The following is an 18,528-nucleotide window of genomic DNA, read 5'->3' as shown; positions in this document are numbered from 1 at the left end:
AGACCAGACACGAAGGTCTGGTCTTTCATAATTTATCTTCTACTTGGCATAATCTGTTACCCTGGATTCCCGAATAACATTTACCTTAATCTGTCCCGGATATTCCAACTCATACTCAATCTGTTTTGAAATATCTCTGGCCAGTAATACCATATCCGCATCAGATACCTGTTCTGGAACTACCATAATACGAATCTCTCTACCTGCTTGAATAGCAAAAGATTTATCAACACCCTTAAACTGGTTGCTGATGTCTTCTAATTGTTTTAATCTGTTTGTATATGTTTCGATTGTTTCTCTTCTTGCACCCGGTCTTGCCGCAGAAATCGTATCCGCTGCCTGAACAACGCATGCTATCAGAGTTTCCGGTTCCACATCTCCATGATGTGATTCTACAGCATTGATGACTGTCGCAGATTCTTTGTACTTGCGGCAAAGATCCACACCAATCTGAATATGTGATCCTTCCACATCGTGGTCGATAGATTTACCGATATCGTGCAGGAGTCCGGCACGCTTTGCAACTCTGACATCAAGTCCGATCTCACCGGCAAGCAGTCCTGACAACTGTGCCACCTCAACAGAATGTCTGAGCGCGTTCTGACCATAACTGGTTCTAAACTTCATACGGCCAAGAAGTCTGATGAGCTCCGGATGAATTCCGTGTACTCCAACCTCCAACGCTGCAGCCTCTCCTTCTTCACGAATGATAGCATCCACTTCTTTCTGCGCTTTCTCTACCATTTCCTCGATTCTTGCAGGATGAATTCTTCCATCCACAATCAGTTTCTCGAGTGCAATTCTGGCAACCTCACGACGGATTGGATCAAAACCGGATAAGACAACTGCTTCCGGTGTATCATCAATAATCAGTTCTACACCTGTCAGAGTCTCTAAAGTACGGATATTCCTTCCTTCTCTTCCGATAATTCTTCCTTTCATTTCGTCACTTGGAAGCTGAACGACCGAAATCGTAGTTTCCGCCACATGATCTGCCGCGCATCTCTGGATAGCAGTAACGACGTAATCTTTCGCCTTTTTATCTGCTTCTTCCTTTGCCTGCGCCTCCAATTCCTTTATCATTTTTGCAGTATCATGTTTCACATCTTCTTCAACAGTTTTTAACAAATATTCTTTTGCCTGTTCGGAGGTAAGTCCTGAGATTCTTTCTAGTTCCTGTACTCTTTGTTGTTCCAGCTCCTTGACTTTTGATTCACGCTGTCTCAACTGTTCCTCTTTTGCTGCGAATCCTGTTTCGCGCTTTTCAATCGCCTCTGACTTCTTATCTAAAGCTTCTTCTTTGGACAGAACTCTCTTCTCATAACGCTGTAACTCTGCTCTTCGTTCCTTTGTCTCTTTTTCGAGCTCATTCTTTGTTCTGATAGATTCTTCCTTGATTTCCAAAAGAGATTCCTTTTTTTTGGCCTCAGCGGTCTTCACTGCATCATCAATAATCTCGCGCGCCTTACTCTCTGCATTTCCAATCTTGGAATCTGCGTTCTTCTTCAGATTGGAAACGGTCACGAAATGACTGATGACTGCCGTTGCTATGATCAGCACCACGACTACAGCAATCAAAATTCCCATTGGCACAGGAGCACCTCCTTATTTAGTTTTCATTGTACAAATACAACAGTTAAATTTTATACTGTTTTCACAAAGATGTCAAGCATTACCCCCAGAAACTTGTATCAGCTGACGGATGTCTTCATAGCGAAATCCCTTTCGCATCAGATATCCTATCATCTTCTGCTTTTCCTTCTCCGTAGCTGTCTCCGGACAATATCTCTTCTTTCGTATCAGCTCTTCAATTGCATGGCCGGCATCTTCCGGCTCCATAGTATCCTCCATCACCTCACGGACCAGTGTCTGATCCAGGCCTTTGCGGCACAACAGCGCATAGATTTCTTTCCTGCTCTTCCTGTCCTTCCTGCTTTCCACAAATCTTCTGGCATATTCACGATCATTGATGTATCCGAAAGATTTCACATAATCCATTGCCCGATCCACAATATCTTCTGTAAACCCTCCAGTCTCCAGCTTGTCACGCAACTGAGCCTCAGTTCTGTCCATGTCATTCAAAAGATGCATAGCCCGAAGCTTTGCACGCTTTAGTACTATTTCTTCTTTTATCTCCAGATACACATCAGAAGAAATCTGCTCCCCAACCTTAATTCTATAGCGGGACAGTTCGCCCTTGTATAATACAAAAGCGAACTGTCCATCTACGTACACTTTATATCTTGTTTTGGTTACGGCTTCTATCTGCGTAACTTCCATATTATTCCTCTCCATCCTTCGATTCTGCTGCATCTGCCGCATCTCCGATATGGTAGTGATTCCTTACTTTCTGCTCTACTTCTTCCATAATCTCAGGATGTTCAGCAAGATAGATCTTGGCATTCTCTCTTCCCTGTCCAATCTTATTACCCTCGTAAGCATACCATGCACCGCTCTTGTTAATTATATTAATGTTGGCTGCCAGATCCAGAATATCACCTTCTCTGGAAATTCCTTTACCAAACATGATATCAAATTCCGCTTCCTTAAACGGTGGCGCAATCTTATTCTTTACTATTTTCACGCGGACTCTGTTGCCCACCATCTCTCCGCCCTGCTTCAGGGTCTCGATTCTTCTCACATCCATACGGACAGAAGCATAGAACTTCAGCGCACGTCCTCCTGTGGTAGTCTCCGGATTACCAAACATAACTCCCACCTTCTCACGAAGCTGATTAATGAAGATAACCACACAGTTGGATTTACTGATAACAGGTGTCAGCTTTCTGAGAGCCTGAGACATAAGTCTTGCCTGCAGTCCCACATGGCTGTCTCCCATATCTCCTTCTATCTCCTGCTTCGGAACCAGAGCAGCTACGGAATCGACAACAATAATATCCATCGCGCCGGAACGTACCATAGTCTCCGTAATCTCCAGTGCCTGATCTCCACTGTCCGGCTGGGAAATATAAAGCTCATCAATATCAACGCCGATATTCTTGGCATATACCGGATCCAGTGCATGCTCAGCATCAATAAATCCCGCAATACCGCCTCTCTTCTGTACCTCTGCAATCATATGTAATGCGACCGTTGTCTTACCACTGGATTCCGGTCCGTATATCTCTATCACTCTTCCCTTTGGAACTCCACCCAGCCCCAGTGCCAGATCCAGACTCAATGAACCGGTAGGAACCGTCTCCACAGCTACCTGCGCAGCCGGATCACCTAATTTCATCACTGTACCTTTACCAAAATCTTTCTCAAGCTTCGCAATCGCCGCATCTAATGCTTTTTTCTTATTATCATCACTTGCCATAATGTACTCTCCTTACCAATAACGAACGGATGTTCGTGTCTCTGAATAATATAGTATTATACTTACTTTAAAATGTCAACAACTATTTTGTACATTCACAAAAGAGTTTATTATGTTTATGTAAATCATATATTATCATATCGGTTTCCATATTGCAATATAAAAATAGATTGCAATATAGAAACTGCAATCTATTTTTATATCTTTCAAATATTTTTTTAATTTGCCTCCAGAGAACGTTTTTTCGTAATAACAACCTTCTCCTCATAACATTCGAAAATCGCATCCACCTGCTCTTTATTCTGTTTTGGTGTAACCCAGCTTACTATCGGAACAACAATCAGACCGGCTATCATAGCCACTGCTCCGGCGTTAATCGGGGATGCAATGTAATGAAGGAACATATTGGAAACGGTGATTCCCACACCGGTAATAAAGCTTGCCCATACTGCAGCCCTTGTCACACCTTTCCAGTAGAGTCCGTACATAAACGGTGCCAGGAATGCTCCCGCAAGTGCTCCCCATGAAATACCCATAAGCTGTGCAATGAAAGTCGGTGGATCCATTGCTATCACAACAGAAAGCACGATGAAGAATACAACCAGTACCTGCATAACTCGTACCTGCTTCTTCTCGCTCATATCCTTAATCACATTATCCTTCAGGAAATCCAGCGTCAGCGTAGAACTGGATGTCAGAACAAGTGATGCCAGCGTAGACATGGATGCCGATAACACCAGTACTACTACAATACCGATCAATATATCCGGAAGTGTGGACAGCATATAAGGAATCACTCCGTCGTATATCATATTTCCAGCCTCGTCATGGATAGACGGATTATCAAACAGTCGTCCGAATCCTCCAAGGAAATAACATCCTCCGGATATTACTATTGCAAATAAAGTAGAAATGACTGTTCCGGTATTAATGGATTTCTCATCCTTGATAGCATAAAATTTACCAACCATCTGAGGAAGTCCCCATGTACCAAGAGATGTCAGGATAACAACTCCCAGAAGATTAATCGGATCCGGTCCAAAGAAAGAGGTAAATGCACCCGGCTGTCCCATTGTAACAGGAACATCACTCGGAATCTCAGCCATCTTACGGATCGCTTCGATAAAACCGCCCTGTCCGCTCAGTACTGCCGCAATTACTGCAACAATTCCACCCAGCATAATAATTCCCTGGATAAAATCGTTGATTGCTGTTGCCATGTATCCTCCCAAAATAACGTAAACAGCTGTAAATACTGCCATAACGATTACACAGTATGTATAAGGAATGTTAAATGCCATTCCGAAAAGTCTGGATAAACCATTATAAACAGATGCCGTATAAGGAACCAGAAAAATAAATACGATTGCAGAAGCTGTAATCTTCAGTGCCTTACTGTTGAATCTCTCACCAAAAAAGTCAGGCATAGTCTTAGAATTCAAATGCTGTGTCATTACTTTTGTCCGTCTTCCAAGTACAACCCATGCCAGAAGACTTCCGATAATTGCATTTCCAAGCCCGATCCAGGTGGAAGCAAGACCATACTTCCATCCAAACTGACCTGCATAACCTACGAATACAACTGCTGAAAAATAGGAGGTACCATAGGCAAATGCTGTAAGCCAGGGTCCAACAGAACGGCCTCCCAATACATACCCGTCTACGCTGGTCGCATGTTTCCTTGAATACAGTCCTACAGAAACCATAATTGCAAAGAATATAACCAGCATTAATAATTTGATAGCCATAGAAAATCCCTCATCTTTCCTTTTACTTCTCTGCAGCTTTCTTTGCTTTAAACCGTTACGCTTTAAACCGTTGCGCTTTAAAGCATTAAAGCTATCGCCTTATGTATATTAGCATATAATGATCCCGTCTGTCAATCATTCTCTGTCATATTTTTCTATGCATCTCACTCCAGAAATGGTATACTGATACAAAAGGAAAAATAAACTAAAAGAGGTGTTCTTCTAATGGAAATCAAGAATATAGACTGCCGTGGCTGCAACAATCACTGTCCACTTACAGTAACGGTCGATGAAAACAAAAAGGTAACAGATGTAGAAGGAAATTGCTGCCACCGGGGTATCGTCAGCGCAAAGAGACAGTTAGAACCGAGAGTCTCTCTTACCATGCTGCATACGAATGACAGTATCCGTACGCTCAACTGCACCGGGTGCTCGAATCATTGTCAGGTGAAAGTAACTCTGAAAGGAAAGAAAATAACAAAAATCGACGGTGCCGGCTGCCGCAGAGCTGTAATAAGCATCCGCAGACAACTTGGGCTTCCCGCCGATTCACCGTTTCAGGCCTGATTATTTAACAGAAGCCATCTTCTACTGCTTCTCTACAATTTCTCCCTGTCTTTTGTAAATACTTCCTGCCGGAACATATCCCCTTACAGAAGACAGCGGATAAATATTTGTATGCGGACCGACTACACTTCCCGGATTCAGGACAGTTCCGCATCCAACCTCTACCTCATCACCAAGCATAGCACCGAATTTCTTCATTCCTGTCTCAAAATTCTCCTCCGGTGTTTTTACCACTACCAGTTTTTTATCTGATTTTACATTCGATGTAATAGAACCGGCTCCCATATGAGCCTTGTATCCAAGAACAGAATCTCCCACATAGTTATAATGAGGAACCTGAACTTTATTGAACAGGATTACATTCTTAAGCTCTGTGGAGTTTCCTACTACTGCACCTTCACCTACGATTGCGTTTCCGCGGATAAAAGCACAGTGGCGTACCTCCGCCTCTTTACCTATGATTGCAGGACCGTGAATGTAGGCTGACGGGAACACCTTTGCAGACTTTGCGATCCATACGTCCTCTCCCACCTTTTCATACTCGTCTTCCGGAAGAGAAGCACCCAGTTCCAGAATAAAATCCTTAATCTTAGGAAGTACTTCCCACGGATAGGTAACTCCCTCAAAAATCTTTGCCGCAATGGTTTCTTCCAATGTATACATTTCTGCTACTGTCATTTCTTTCATTATGTTTCTCCTTTACTTTTTCGTTGTTTTCCGTTTTCCGGTCGTTTTGGTCATTTTTTTCTGCTCTTTCGTATAGAATCCGGCAGCGCGGTCATAACATGCCCGCAATTCATACTGATTGTTCAGTCCCAGTACCCCCTGCGTTCTGGACTGAATAAAATGCTCCAGCTTTCCCATATACTCTTCAGGGGTAATATCTCCCTCCGCCACATAAGTAAGGCCTTTCTCCCAGCTTGCTGTGAGTTCGGGATTCAGCAAAGATTTAATCGAGTGATCTACCACGTCATAGATCATCTCTCCCTGCAGCGTCGGTGTCACAATCTGCGTCTTTTTATTCAATGCCAGATACTTGTTTCCAAACAGTTTCTTCAAAATTTCTCCACGGGTAGCACTGGTACCGATCCCGCTTCCCTTAATTTGAGCACGAAGTTCCTCATCCTCAATAAGCTGACCCGCGTTTTCCATGGCAAGAATCAGAGAACCGGAATTATATCTCTTTGGCGGGGAAGTCTTTCCTTCTTTCACTACCAGTTCTGATACAGGAAGCTCCATTCCCTTGCGCAGGGATTTCATTTTTTCAAAAAATGCCGCATCTGTATTTTCCGAAGCCGGGATTCCCACGACCTTCAGATACCCCTCCTCTGCAAGCACTTTAAAATTAGAAAAAAACTGCTCTGTCTGAATCTGTGTTACTACTGACATTCTCTGATATACCGCAGCGGGATAAAAAATGCTTAAAAACCGTCGTACAATTACATCATACACCTGCGTAGCCATATGCGCCACACTTTTTAATGCATTTAATCCCTGACCGGTCGGAATAATCGCATAATGATCCGTAATCTGCTTATCATTGACATATCTGGTCCTGGAAAGATTCTTATGGCTTCCAAGCGCCACAATATCGTTTAAATAAGGCACCGCCGGTTCATACTTCATCAATCCGTTCAGGTTCTTATGTATTTCTTTCGCGACTGCAGTAGACAGAACTCTGGCATCTGTTCTCGGGTACGTCACCAGTTTTTTTTCATACAGTTCCTGTACGATTCTAAGAGTCTCATCCGGACTGATTTTAAACCGTTTGGAGCACTCATTCTGAAGCTCTGCTAGATTGAATAAAAGCGGAGGATTCTTCTTTTCTTTCTTCCGCTCAACTGATACTACGTGGCAGGACAGCGGTGTATCCTGCATAAGCCATTGAACCAGCTCCTGCGCTTTTTCCTCTTCTTTGAATCCATTTTCTTTATATAAATAAGGGGATGCATAATATCGCGAGCCTTCCACCGCACGCCATTCCCCCTCAAAGTTCTGTCCCCCGGCGTTCACCTGGCTTAGCACACGGTAAAACGGAGTCTCAACAAACTCCCTGATTTCCCGTTCTCTCCTCACCACCATTCCGAGGACGCAGGTCATAACTCTTCCCACAGAAATCACAGAAAACCTGGTATTCAGATAATTAGAAATGCTGTCTCCGTATTTTAGTGTCAGAAGTCTGGAAAAATTAATTCCCATCAGATAATCCTCTTTTGCCCGAAGATATGCCGACGCCGAAAGGTTATCATACTCTGACAGATCCTTTGCCTCCCGGATTCCCCGGAGAATCTCTTCCTCTGTCTGGGAATCGATCCAGACTCTTTTTCTGGTCTTTCCATGAACACCTGCCATCTGTTCTACCAGACGATAAATGTACTCCCCCTCACGACCGGAGTCTGTACATACATATATGGTATCCACATCCGGTCTTGTGAGAAGCCCTGCCACGATGCGGTACTGCTTTTCCACTCCGGGTATTACTTCATACTTGAACTCTTCCGGTAAAAACGGCAGAGTCGCAAGACTCCACCGCTTATACTTCTCATCATAAGCTTCCGGATAACTCATGGTAACCAGATGTCCCACACACCATGTCACCACGGAATCTGATGATTCCAGATATCCATCATTTCTTTTGGCCGATAATTTCAATGCTTTGGCAAATTCCTGTGCCACACTTGGTTTTTCTGCGATGTATAGTGATTTGCCCATATAATTATAAATACTCCTATTTTCCAAATATTTTTCGGATTCTGTCCATCAGATTCTTCGGCTTATCATTCTGCACCTTCTGTGCGTAGATTACCTCCTTCATGAAACGTTCCTGAGAATCAATAAGAGGCTCACTCTGGTCACGCATAATATAATTTCCATCTTTCGTAAGATTACGCCCCTTAATGTTATCTGCGAGCATTACCTCCAGATAATGATTCACCTGACGTTTCACATCCTCATCGAGAATCGGGCAGGCAACCTCAACTCTTTTCTCTGTATTTCGGGTCATCATATCCGCAGAACCGATATAAATTTTCTGATCTGCTCCCTTACCGAAACTGAAAATACGAGGATGCTCAAGATACCGTCCTACCACACTCATAACAGACAGGTTTTCCGTATATTCCGGCACTCCCGGAAGAATACAGCAGATTCCGCGAACGATCAGATCCACTTTCACACCTGCCCGTGATGCCTCAGATACTTTCTCAATAAAATCAACATCCGTTACCGAATTCATTTTCATAACAATCCGACCGGCAGATCCCTTTTTGATCTCCTCGTCCATCATCCGGAGTACTCCTGCTTTCAGAGTAGTCGGAGATACGATCAGATGCTTATATAGTCCATCCAGATTTCCGATAGACATATTTTTAAAGAAATTAGATGCATCCTCACCGATTTCTTTATTCGCTGTCATCAGTGACAGATCCGTGTACATTGTTGCTGTCTTTTCATTATAGTTACCGGTACCGATCTGGGTAATGTACTGAATCTCATTACGGTTTCTGTAAGTAATCAGACAGATTTTGGAATGAACCTTATAACCTTCAAATCCGTAAATCACGCGGCATCCCGCCTCTTCCAGACGCTCGGACCAGTCAATATTATTCTGCTCATCAAATCTGGCTCGGAGCTCGATGAGAACCGTAACTTCCTTGCCGTTTTCCGCAGCCGCACACAGGTATTCTACCAATCTCGCCTTCTTTGCCAACCGGTAAATGGTAATCTTGATGGTCATAACATTCGGATCTACCGAAGCTTCCTTTATAAGACGCAGGAAAGGATCCATACTCTCAAATGGATAGAACAACAGTACATCCTTTTTCTTTACCTGGCGCATAATGCTGCCATCCTGAAGGCCACGGGCAGGCTGAGGTGAGAACGGATGATAGGTAAGTGAACGCTTCATAGAATCCGGCAGATTCCCGCTGATTGCGAACATATAATCCAGCTTCATAGGCATCTTAGTCCGGAAAATCTGCTCTTTCCTGATATTAAATTTATCACAGAAATATTTTTCTGTCTCCGGGGACAATTTTTCTGCGATTTCCAGTCTTACCACTGCCATCCTTCTTCTTTTATGCAGGGTCTGCTTCATCAGATAACGGAAATCTTCATTGATTTCCAAGGCTTCATCATCCGGCGTAATATCAGCATTGCGGGTCACACAGATATAATTCTTATCTGTCACTGTGTAGTGATCAAATACCAGTTCCATATACTCCATGATTACTTTTTCCATACGGATATAACGGATATCATGTCCCGGAAGATAAAGGACTTCTGAAACAAAATTAGGAACAGGAATGATACCCAGCATGTTTTTGTTGTCCACTTTCAGATTAGCCGTCACATAAATATCTTTATTCAACAAATGTGGAAACGGATGATTAGCATCCACGATCTGCGGTGAGAGAATCGGAAGAATCTGCTCCTTGAAATACTTTTTAACATATTTCTTTTCTCCCTGCTCAAGTTCCTTAAAATCCAGTCCGCACACACCGTATGGATGAAGCTGCTTCTTAATCTCCGCATAGGTCTTATCACGTTCTTTATAAAGTGGCGCCACCGCCTCATATATCTTATCAAGCTGCTCCTTTGGTGTCATACCGGAACGGCTGTCCTTCGTCTTAACGCCGGAGGCTACCATATCAAAAAGGCTGCCCACACGAATCATAAAAAACTCATCCAGATTACTGGTGAAAATAGCCACGAATTTCATGCGTTCCAGAAGGGGAACCTTAGGATCCTGTGCCTCCTCCAGCACTCTCTGATTGAATTTCAGCCAGGACAGTTCCCTGTTTTGTGTATAGTTTAATATCTCTTCTCTCATAATTACATTTCCTCAATACGTTTTCCGTTCACATTCAAACTACGGATATATTTTAGCATTATATTTCTTTTAACACAATAAAAAATTGCACATCAAAAAACGGAGGATATCCCCCGTTTTTTCATTCTACTTTAATTCAATTTCTGCAAGTTCCTTCGGTGGAAGCTGCTTGGATGATGCTTTCACGAATTCCTTGATCGTCTTCTGAGCCTTCGGAACCGGTATATTGGTACCTGCTCCGGCCACACAGCCTCCCGGGCATCCCATTCCCTCGATCAGACAGCCATTCATCTTACCTGCCTTAGCAAGGGTCAAAGTCTTACGACACTCTGCAAGCCCTTCTGCATGCTCAATATTTACATCTACATCCGGATAATATTCCTTAATACATTTTTCTATAGCCTCTGCCACACCACCGGCAACCGCATAGCCACGTCCGGCTCCTGTAGCGTTATGGAAGGAGGATTCTGCCTCAAAATCTTCCAGATTTATATCCTTTGCATCGAACATTGCCTGAAGTTCCTCGAACGTGATAACAAAGTCCACATCACTTCTTACCGTTCTTCTCATAGCCTCCAGTTTTTTCGCCGCACATGGACCGATAAATACCACGCGGGCATTCGGATGTTCCTGTTTAATGGTACGCGCTGTAGCGACCATAGGTGTCAGCTCCTGGGATATCTGGTCAATCATATCCGGGAAGAATTTCTTCGCCATCATAGCCCAGGACGGACAGCAGGAAGTCAGAAGGAACGGAAGCTCTCCCGTTGCTACCTTCTCCACATAATGGTGCGCCTCGGAAATAGCTCCGATATCGGCACCAAGAGCAACCTCATACATCTCTGCAAATCCAAGCTCACGAAGTGCTGCCTTTAAGTTTCTCGGTGTAATATTATCTCCAAACTGGCCAGCGAATGCAGGTGCGATCTCAGCAATGATCTGATCCCCTTCACTGAGTGCACGGGCAAGCTGGAAAATCTGTGACTTGTCGGAAATGGCTCCAAACGGACAGTTTACCATACACATACCACAGGATACACATTTATCATTATTTATACGGGCGCGTCCGAGATGATCACTCTCAATAGCTCCCACACCACATGCTTTTGCACATGGACGCGCCTTCTGGGAAATGGCATCATACGGACAGGCAGATTTGCACTTGCCGCATTTTATACATTTGGACTGATCGATATAAGAATGTCTGTCTACCATGGAGATAGCTCCTCTGGGGCAGACCTCCATACATGGATGTGCCAGACATCCCTTGCACATATTGCTGACCTCATATCCTCTCTCTTCGCACGCAGCACAGGCAGACGGGATTACCTGCATAAGCGGCGGTTCATAATACTTATCAGAAATATTACTTGCCTCCACTCCGGCGGTCAGATGAACCGGTTTGTCTTCTGGACGAAGGGAAAGACCCATTGCAAGTCTCAGTCTCTCTCTCACAACCGCACGGGCACGATAAACGTTATCACGATACTTACTCTCGTCATTTACCAGCTTATATGGAATTGCTTCCATATCATCACATAATGTCTCCGCATTTGCCTTAAAACCAAGTCTCGCTACCTCTTCAAACACCCGTCTTCTCAGTTGTCTGACGGTCGTATTCAGTCCTCTCATCATAGAACCATTTCCTCCTGTTATTTGCTTTTTCGTATTGCACGTTAAGTATATCTATATGTTAATTTTGTGTCAATACAGAGATGTGTACAAAATCAGGAACATGTTATTGATTTTTCAAAATTTTCTGTGCGTAATAAACGGATTGCATTGCATCCTTTCCGTAGAAATCTGCTCCTATCATGTCCGCATATTCCTGATTCAGGACGGCACCGCCTACCATCACCTTACAATCCGGCTTTTCAGTACGGAGAAGCTTAATTGTTTCCTCCATACTGACTACAGTTGTAGTCATCAGAGCACTCAGTCCAACCAGCTCCACCTGTTCTTTCACTGCCGTTTCCACAATTTTCTCCGGTGCTACATCCTTACCCAGATCCAGCACTTCAAAGCCGTAATTTTCGAGAAGAACCTTAACAATATTCTTTCCAATGTCGTGGATATCTCCTTTGACTGTTGCAAGGATTACTTTTTCTTTTTTCTCAGGTGAAGTCTCATTCTGCGCCAACTTCTCCTTGATCACCGCAAAGGCAATCTTTGCTGCCTCCGCGCTCATCAGAAGCTGGGGCAGGAATACGGTACCCTTCTCAAATCTTTTTCCCACGCTGTCCAGTGCAGGAATCAGTTCCTCATTGATAATCTCCAGAGGCTCCCGGTTTTCAAGAAGGTTCCGGGCAGCGGCTCCCGCTTCCTCCTTAAGCCCCTTTTCCACTGCGTGCTGCAGGGTGATTTCACTTTTCCCATCATTACCCGCTGTATTCTGAAGTTGGCCTGTCCCTGCCGATGTCACACCGGACGCCGCTGCACTCTGATTCGCATAATGCGCAATATATTCTCCAAAGTTCTCATCCAGATTCATAAGTGCGCAGTAGGAATAATAGGAACGCATCATGTCTTCAGAAGAAGGGTTAATAATACCCGCACTTAGTCCATTGAGCATCGCCATCGTATAGAAATTCGCATTAATGACAGGTCTGGACGGAAGACCAAAGGAAATATTGGATACTCCCAGCACCGTTCTCACTCCACACACCTCACGCACCAGCTTCAGAGCCTCAAGCGTTGTCTTTGCCCCCTCAGGGTCAGAACTGACCGTCATGGCAAGTACATCGATCACAATATCTTTCTTATCAATTCCATATTTTTCGGCTTCGCTTATGATCTTCTGTGCCACTTTGAGACGTCCTTCCGCTGTAGCAGGAATACCTTCTTCGTCCAGAGTAAGGCCAACAACTACACCACCGTATTTCTGGATCAGAGGAAAAACCTGATCCATGGACTCCTGCTTGCCATTTACAGAATTGATCATAGGCTTTCCATTATAAATCCGCATGGCAGTTTCCATAGCTTCCGTGCTTACTGTATCAATCTGAAGCGGAAGGCTGGTAACACTCTGAATCTCTGCAACAACCTCCTTCATCATTGCAGTTTCATCAATATCCGGAAGCCCCACATTGACATCAAGGATATGGGCACCTCTGTCCTGCTGGGTAATAGCTTCCCGAAGAATGTAGTCCAGATTATGCTCTTTGAGAGCCTGTTTCAGAAGCTTCTTGCCTGTAGGATTGATTCTCTCACCAATGATCAGAGGTTTTTCTCCCAGCACAGCCGCCTTCCCATAAGAGGAAACGATTGTATCCGTCTTCTTCACCGGCGGCTTTACATCCATTCCCCGGCAACTCTCTGTCATTTTTCGAATATGTTCCGGAGTGGTACCACAGCATCCTCCGATTACACATGCACCCTTTTCCACGATTTCTTTCATTATGTGGGCAAATTCTTCCGGTTCCACATCATAATAAACCTCTCCGTCTCTCTGTTTCGGGAGACCTGCATTCGGGTTGACAATGACAGGAAGAGAAGAATATCTCAAAAGCTCATCCAGAATCGGAAGCATCTGCTTTGGACCAAGTCCGCAGTTAATTCCCAGCGCATCCACCCGAAGTCCTTCCAGAAGTGCCACCACTGATGCCACATCACCTCCGGTGAGAAGCTTTCCCTTTTCATCAAAGATAACCGTTGCACACACAGGTAGATGGGAATTCTCCTTTGCAGCAAGCACTGCCGCCTTCAGCTCATAGGTATCACTCATGGTTTCAATATGAATCAGATCTGCTCCGGCTGCCTCCCCATACTGAACCACTTCACGGTATGCTTCATATGCCTCTTCAAAATCCAGATCCCCCATAGGCTTCAGAAGCTTTCCGGTAGGTCCGATATCCAGAGCCACATAAACTTCCCGATTGTCATGCACTCCAAGGTTTGCCCCCTCTTTCGCACTGACAACAGCTGCTGTCACAATATCCTCAAGCTCATAATCGGAATCATGGAATTTCAGTGCATTCGCGCCAAATGTATTGGTAAGTACAATGTCACTGCCCGCTTCAAAATACATCCTGTGGATGTCAACAATATCCTCTGTATGATTCAGGTTCCAGGTCTCAGGAAGCTCTCCCGGCTTTAACCCTCTCTCCTGAAGCAGAGTTCCCATTCCTCCGTCAAAAAAAAGTAATTCTTTTCCTAATCTGTCCTTTAACATGTAGTTTCCTCCGTTATCTATCGACATTAATCCCTTCGAAATCTGCAGTCTGTTTTATCACAGCTCTCACATCCCTTTCTGTGACAGGGAATTTTCGTAACACTGATACCTATCAGTGCCGTCACCGACTTGGTAGGTGTCAGCATACAGCTTTCTGTCATTGTAAGTCCAATTCTTTTGGCAGCGTCCAGCATTCTGAGAATCGTCTCCTGGTGATGAATAGAAAAATCTCCATATCCCGGACTGAATCTGGGCCGCAGATATTTCCCCTCCTCCTCAAGCTCCAACGCCTTATTTTCCTGCCAGTCATCCAGATATTCCTCCAGCATAGCCGCAGCTGCAGCCTGAAGAACCACTGCCTGAGCCATATCTGTAAGAGAATATCTTTTCATCAGCATATCAACCCCGATTCCCAGAGTTGCTCCCAGAAGGATCACCTGATCGCATCCATTCAGATTGCGATACAGATTACTGCTCTCTATCAATAATTTACCAATTTTCAGACAATTCTTATCCTGAATAGATAATTCAAAAATGCGATAGATGATCTTCGGATCCGCCACCTGATCCAGTTGCCGAAAGGCCTCCTGAACCATGGCAAGTGTCCTGTCATCTACCGCATGTCTTCCATATCCCAAGTAACGAATTGCCTCCTTCGTTCTTGTATTCATTCTCTGCTCCTATGCTCCTACAATTTCTGACAGATTCCTCATAATCGCAGCCGCCACTTCCGGCTTATTCATAGAATAAATATGAATATTGCGGATTCCATTTGCAATTAAATCAATAATCTGATCCGTTGCATAGGCAATTCCTGCCTGCTGCATAGCTGCCGGATTGTCTCCGAAACAATCTACAATAGCACGGAATCTCTGTGGCAGAATCGTTCCCGAAAGATCACAGATTCTCTTCATCTGCTTTCCATTTGTAACAGGCATAATACCCGGAAGCACCGGAACCGTAATTCCCTGTTCCCGAATTCTGTAAAGGAAATTATACAGAATACTGTTGTCAAAAAACATCTGTGTCGTCAGAAAATCCACACCGCACTCAACTTTATTCTTCAAATGAATGATATCTTCCTTCTTACATGCACTCTCAACATGTCCTTCCGGATAGCAGGCCGCACCAATACAGAAATCTCCCTGACTCTTAATATCCTCAATCAGTTCACACGCATATTTATACTGATTGGGAACCGGAAATGTATCGTCCTTTGGAATATCTCCCCGAAGTGCAAGAATATTTTCAATTCCCTGCTCTTTTAATCTGTCAATAACCTGATGTACCTCATCCTTCGTAGAAGACACACAAGTCAGATGTGCCAGACTCTCCACCCCAAGATTCTGACGAATATGGGACGCTATCTTAGCTGTATTTTTACTTGTTCCGCCGCCTGCTCCGTACGTAACACTGATAAATGATGGCTTCAGCGCTGCAATCTGTTCGGCTGCAGACAGTACATTATCATATCCTGCATCCGTCTTCGGCGGAAATATTTCAAAAGAAATGTGTACTTTATTGTCATTTAATATATCTCTTATTTTCATTGTTTCAGTCTTTCCTGTTGCTGTTTTTGTATCTTACAATCTATCGTAAAGTTCCTCATACTGCTTTGCAGAATTATTCCATGAGAAATCCTTCTTCATTCCGCGCTCGACAATCAAATTCCAGTCACTTCTTTTATTGTAATAAACACGTTCAGCATAGCGGATAGTTGCCAGCATCTCATGTGCATTATAATTGCTGAAACTGAATCCTGTACCGGTATTTTCAAATTCGTTGTACGGCTCTACCGTATCCTTCAGACCACCTGTCTCACGAACAATCGGAACTGTACCATAGCGAAGGCTCATTAACTGACTCAGTCCGCATGGTTCGAAAAGGGACGGCATCAGGAATGCATCACATCCGGCATATACCTTGTGTGACATCGCTTCTGAATAGTAAATATTTGCAGAAACATTACCCTGATATTTCCATGCAAAATGACGGAACATATTCTCATACCTGTCTTCGCCTGTTCCAAGAACTACCAGCTGAATCTCATCCTGACACAGTTCATCCATAACATAAGCGATCAGATCAAATCCTTTCTGATCAGTCAGACGGGATACAATGCCAATCATCATCTTATCCGGATCCTGTACCAGGCCAAGCTCTGCCTGCAATGCCAGTTTATTCTTCACCTTTTCATTCCTGAAACTCTCAACGGAGTAATTCTGTGCGATATGCGGATCTTTAGCCGGGTCGAAATCATCATAGTCAATTCCATTCACAATTCCTGACAGACAGTTAGACCTTGCATTCATAAGTCCGTCCAGTCTCTCACCATAAAAAGGTGTCTTAATCTCCTCTGCATAAGAACTGCTTACCGTTGTCACCCAGTCAGCATATACAATACCGCCTTTCAGATAATTGGCATCTCTGTATGCTTCCAGCTTATCCGATGTAAAATAGTAAGACGGAAGTCCTGTAATATCCTGAATCCTTCCGGTATCCCATGTTCCCTGGAACTTCAGATTGTGTATTGTCATAATCGTCTTAATTCCGCGATAGTACTCACTGCTATAACGGAAATGATCCAGATAAACCGGAACAAGACCTGTCTGCCAGTCATGACAGTGAATAATATCTGGCCGGAATCCTATATTCGGAAGTGCACTTAAAACAGCTTTTGAGAAAAACGCAAATTTCTCAACGTCTCCAAAAATATCTCCATATGGTGCCCATCCGCTGAAATAGTATTCATTATCTATAAAATAGAACGTAATTCCTTCGTGCACATACTGCAGAATTCCTACGTACTCTGTTCTCCAATTCAAGTCCATATAAAAATGTGTAATATATTGAAGTTTATTTCTCCATTCTTCCTTGATGCACATATATTTGGGAAGCATCACTCGAACATCGTATTTCTCTTTATTAAAATATTTCGGAAGTGTACCGGCTACATCCGCCAAACCTCCTGTTTTGATAAATGGCACTGCTTCCGAGGTTGCAAATAATATTTTTTTCATTTGGACTTCCTCCCATTTCTTTTTCACAATATGATACATTATAACGCATTTTGCCTCGAAAGAAAAGTGTTTATCTTGTTTTAAATTCTAACCTGAGTGTATCGGCAATCAGTGCAATAAACTCAGAATTCGTAGGTTTTCCCTTTCCATTGCTGACTGTATATCCAAACAGACTATCCAGGGTATCCAGTTTCCCACGACTCCACGCCACCTCAATCGCATGACGAATTGCGCGTTCCACACGGCTGGAAGTAGTCTGATGCATTTTGGCAACTGTCGGATAAAGCACTTTTGTCACCGCATTCAGTACATCCATATCCTCCACCGCCATAATAATTGCATCTCTCAGGTAATGATACCCCTTAATATGTGCCGGTATTCCAATTTCGTGAATCATATCCGTCACCCTTGTTTCCAGACTTACCTCCTGCACTTCCTTTACAGGCTGTGCATCCACTGATTTAAAAAGTGCTCTCGTACTGCTTTTGTTGGCACTCTTTATGTAACTTAATATGATGTCGTTATTAAAGGGCTTCATTACGTAATAATGTGCCCCTTTGTTAAATGCATCTTCTGTAATTCTCTCCTGTCCAACCGCTGTTACCACAATAAAGCTGGGGTGCTTACGCAGTGTCTGATCCCTGTTCACAGACTCCATAACACTTAATCCATCCATCTTCGGCATAATAAGGTCCAATAAGACAACATCCGGTTCTTTTTCTCTGATAATATTGCACATATCTTCTCCGTTATTTGCCTTCCCCACCAGATTCAGTTCGCTGTCACTGCTCACAATTTCGCCAAGCAGTTCCAGAATTCTTTCGTTATCGTCGGCTATTGCTACACGTATCTCTTCCATTCTGCAAATCCTC

General features: G+C 43.7%; 14 protein-coding genes. 1 reads left to right on the top strand and 13 read right to left on the bottom strand.

Annotated elements, in window-relative coordinates; translation table 11 throughout:
* Positions 1-39: 39 nt before the first annotated feature.
* The 4 genes from rny to ACQRCC_RS06865 form a co-directional block, all read right to left on the bottom strand.
* Complete coding sequence (gene rny, locus ACQRCC_RS06880; protein ID WP_427850077.1) at positions 40-1,587, bottom strand: ribonuclease Y; 1,548 nt, start codon at positions 1,585-1,587, stop codon at positions 40-42.
* Between the two features lie 78 nt (positions 1,588-1,665).
* Entirely contained in the window at positions 1,666-2,280 is a 615-nt protein-coding gene (locus tag ACQRCC_RS06875) for a regulatory protein RecX (RefSeq protein ID WP_427850076.1), read from the bottom strand.
* Position 2,281: 1 nt separating this feature from the next.
* Complete coding sequence (gene recA, locus ACQRCC_RS06870) at positions 2,282-3,319, bottom strand: recombinase RecA (protein WP_427850071.1); 1,038 nt, start codon at positions 3,317-3,319, stop codon at positions 2,282-2,284.
* A gap of 218 nt (positions 3,320-3,537) precedes the next feature.
* A complete protein-coding gene (locus ACQRCC_RS06865) occupies positions 3,538-5,067 on the bottom strand; it encodes a sodium/proline symporter (RefSeq protein WP_427850070.1) in 1,530 nt (509 codons plus the stop codon).
* A 225-nt stretch (positions 5,068-5,292) separates the two neighbouring features.
* Between ACQRCC_RS06865 and ACQRCC_RS06860 the strand changes: the two genes are divergently transcribed.
* A complete protein-coding gene (locus ACQRCC_RS06860) occupies positions 5,293-5,634 on the top strand; it encodes a hypothetical protein (protein WP_427850069.1) in 342 nt (113 codons plus the stop codon).
* A 21-nt stretch (positions 5,635-5,655) separates the two neighbouring features.
* On the opposite strand, the gene ACQRCC_RS06855 is transcribed toward ACQRCC_RS06860, so the two are convergent.
* The 9 genes from ACQRCC_RS06855 to spo0A form a co-directional block, all read right to left on the bottom strand.
* On the bottom strand, positions 5,656-6,321 hold the full coding sequence (locus tag ACQRCC_RS06855) for a UDP-N-acetylglucosamine pyrophosphorylase (protein ID WP_427850068.1): 666 nt from the start codon (positions 6,319-6,321) through the stop codon (positions 5,656-5,658).
* A gap of 12 nt (positions 6,322-6,333) precedes the next feature.
* A complete protein-coding gene (locus ACQRCC_RS06850) occupies positions 6,334-8,346 on the bottom strand; it encodes a DNA topoisomerase (RefSeq protein ID WP_427850067.1) in 2,013 nt (670 codons plus the stop codon).
* Positions 8,347-8,362: 16 nt separating this feature from the next.
* Entirely contained in the window at positions 8,363-10,465 is a 2,103-nt protein-coding gene (ppk1, locus tag ACQRCC_RS06845) for a polyphosphate kinase 1 (RefSeq protein ID WP_427850066.1), read from the bottom strand.
* 126 nt (positions 10,466-10,591) lie between these two features.
* Positions 10,592-12,100 (bottom strand): 4Fe-4S dicluster domain-containing protein, encoded by a 1,509-nt coding sequence (locus tag ACQRCC_RS06840; protein WP_427850065.1) that lies wholly within the window; start codon positions 12,098-12,100, stop codon positions 10,592-10,594.
* A gap of 103 nt (positions 12,101-12,203) precedes the next feature.
* Positions 12,204-14,636 (bottom strand): homocysteine S-methyltransferase family protein, encoded by a 2,433-nt coding sequence (locus ACQRCC_RS06835; RefSeq protein WP_427850064.1) that lies wholly within the window; start codon positions 14,634-14,636, stop codon positions 12,204-12,206.
* 26 nt (positions 14,637-14,662) lie between these two features.
* Positions 14,663-15,307: a vitamin B12 dependent-methionine synthase activation domain-containing protein gene (locus tag ACQRCC_RS06830; protein ID WP_427850063.1), complete on the bottom strand. Its 645-nt coding sequence runs from the start codon at positions 15,305-15,307 to the stop codon at positions 14,663-14,665.
* Between the two features lie 9 nt (positions 15,308-15,316).
* Positions 15,317-16,186: a methylenetetrahydrofolate reductase [NAD(P)H] gene (gene metF / locus ACQRCC_RS06825; RefSeq protein WP_427850062.1), complete on the bottom strand. Its 870-nt coding sequence runs from the start codon at positions 16,184-16,186 to the stop codon at positions 15,317-15,319.
* A 33-nt stretch (positions 16,187-16,219) separates the two neighbouring features.
* Complete coding sequence (gene glgA, locus ACQRCC_RS06820; protein WP_427850061.1) at positions 16,220-17,656, bottom strand: glycogen synthase GlgA; 1,437 nt, start codon at positions 17,654-17,656, stop codon at positions 16,220-16,222.
* A 70-nt stretch (positions 17,657-17,726) separates the two neighbouring features.
* Entirely contained in the window at positions 17,727-18,515 is a 789-nt protein-coding gene (spo0A, locus tag ACQRCC_RS06815) for a sporulation transcription factor Spo0A (RefSeq protein WP_427850060.1), read from the bottom strand.
* Between the last annotated feature and the right edge of the window lie 13 nt (positions 18,516-18,528).

It is taken from the genome of Sporofaciens sp. SGI.106, assembly GCF_050314255.1.
GTDB lineage: Bacteria > Bacillota > Clostridia > Lachnospirales > Lachnospiraceae > Claveliimonas.
The sequence above is the reverse complement of the archived record's forward strand: the minus strand, read 5'-3'. Positions and strand labels throughout refer to the sequence as shown.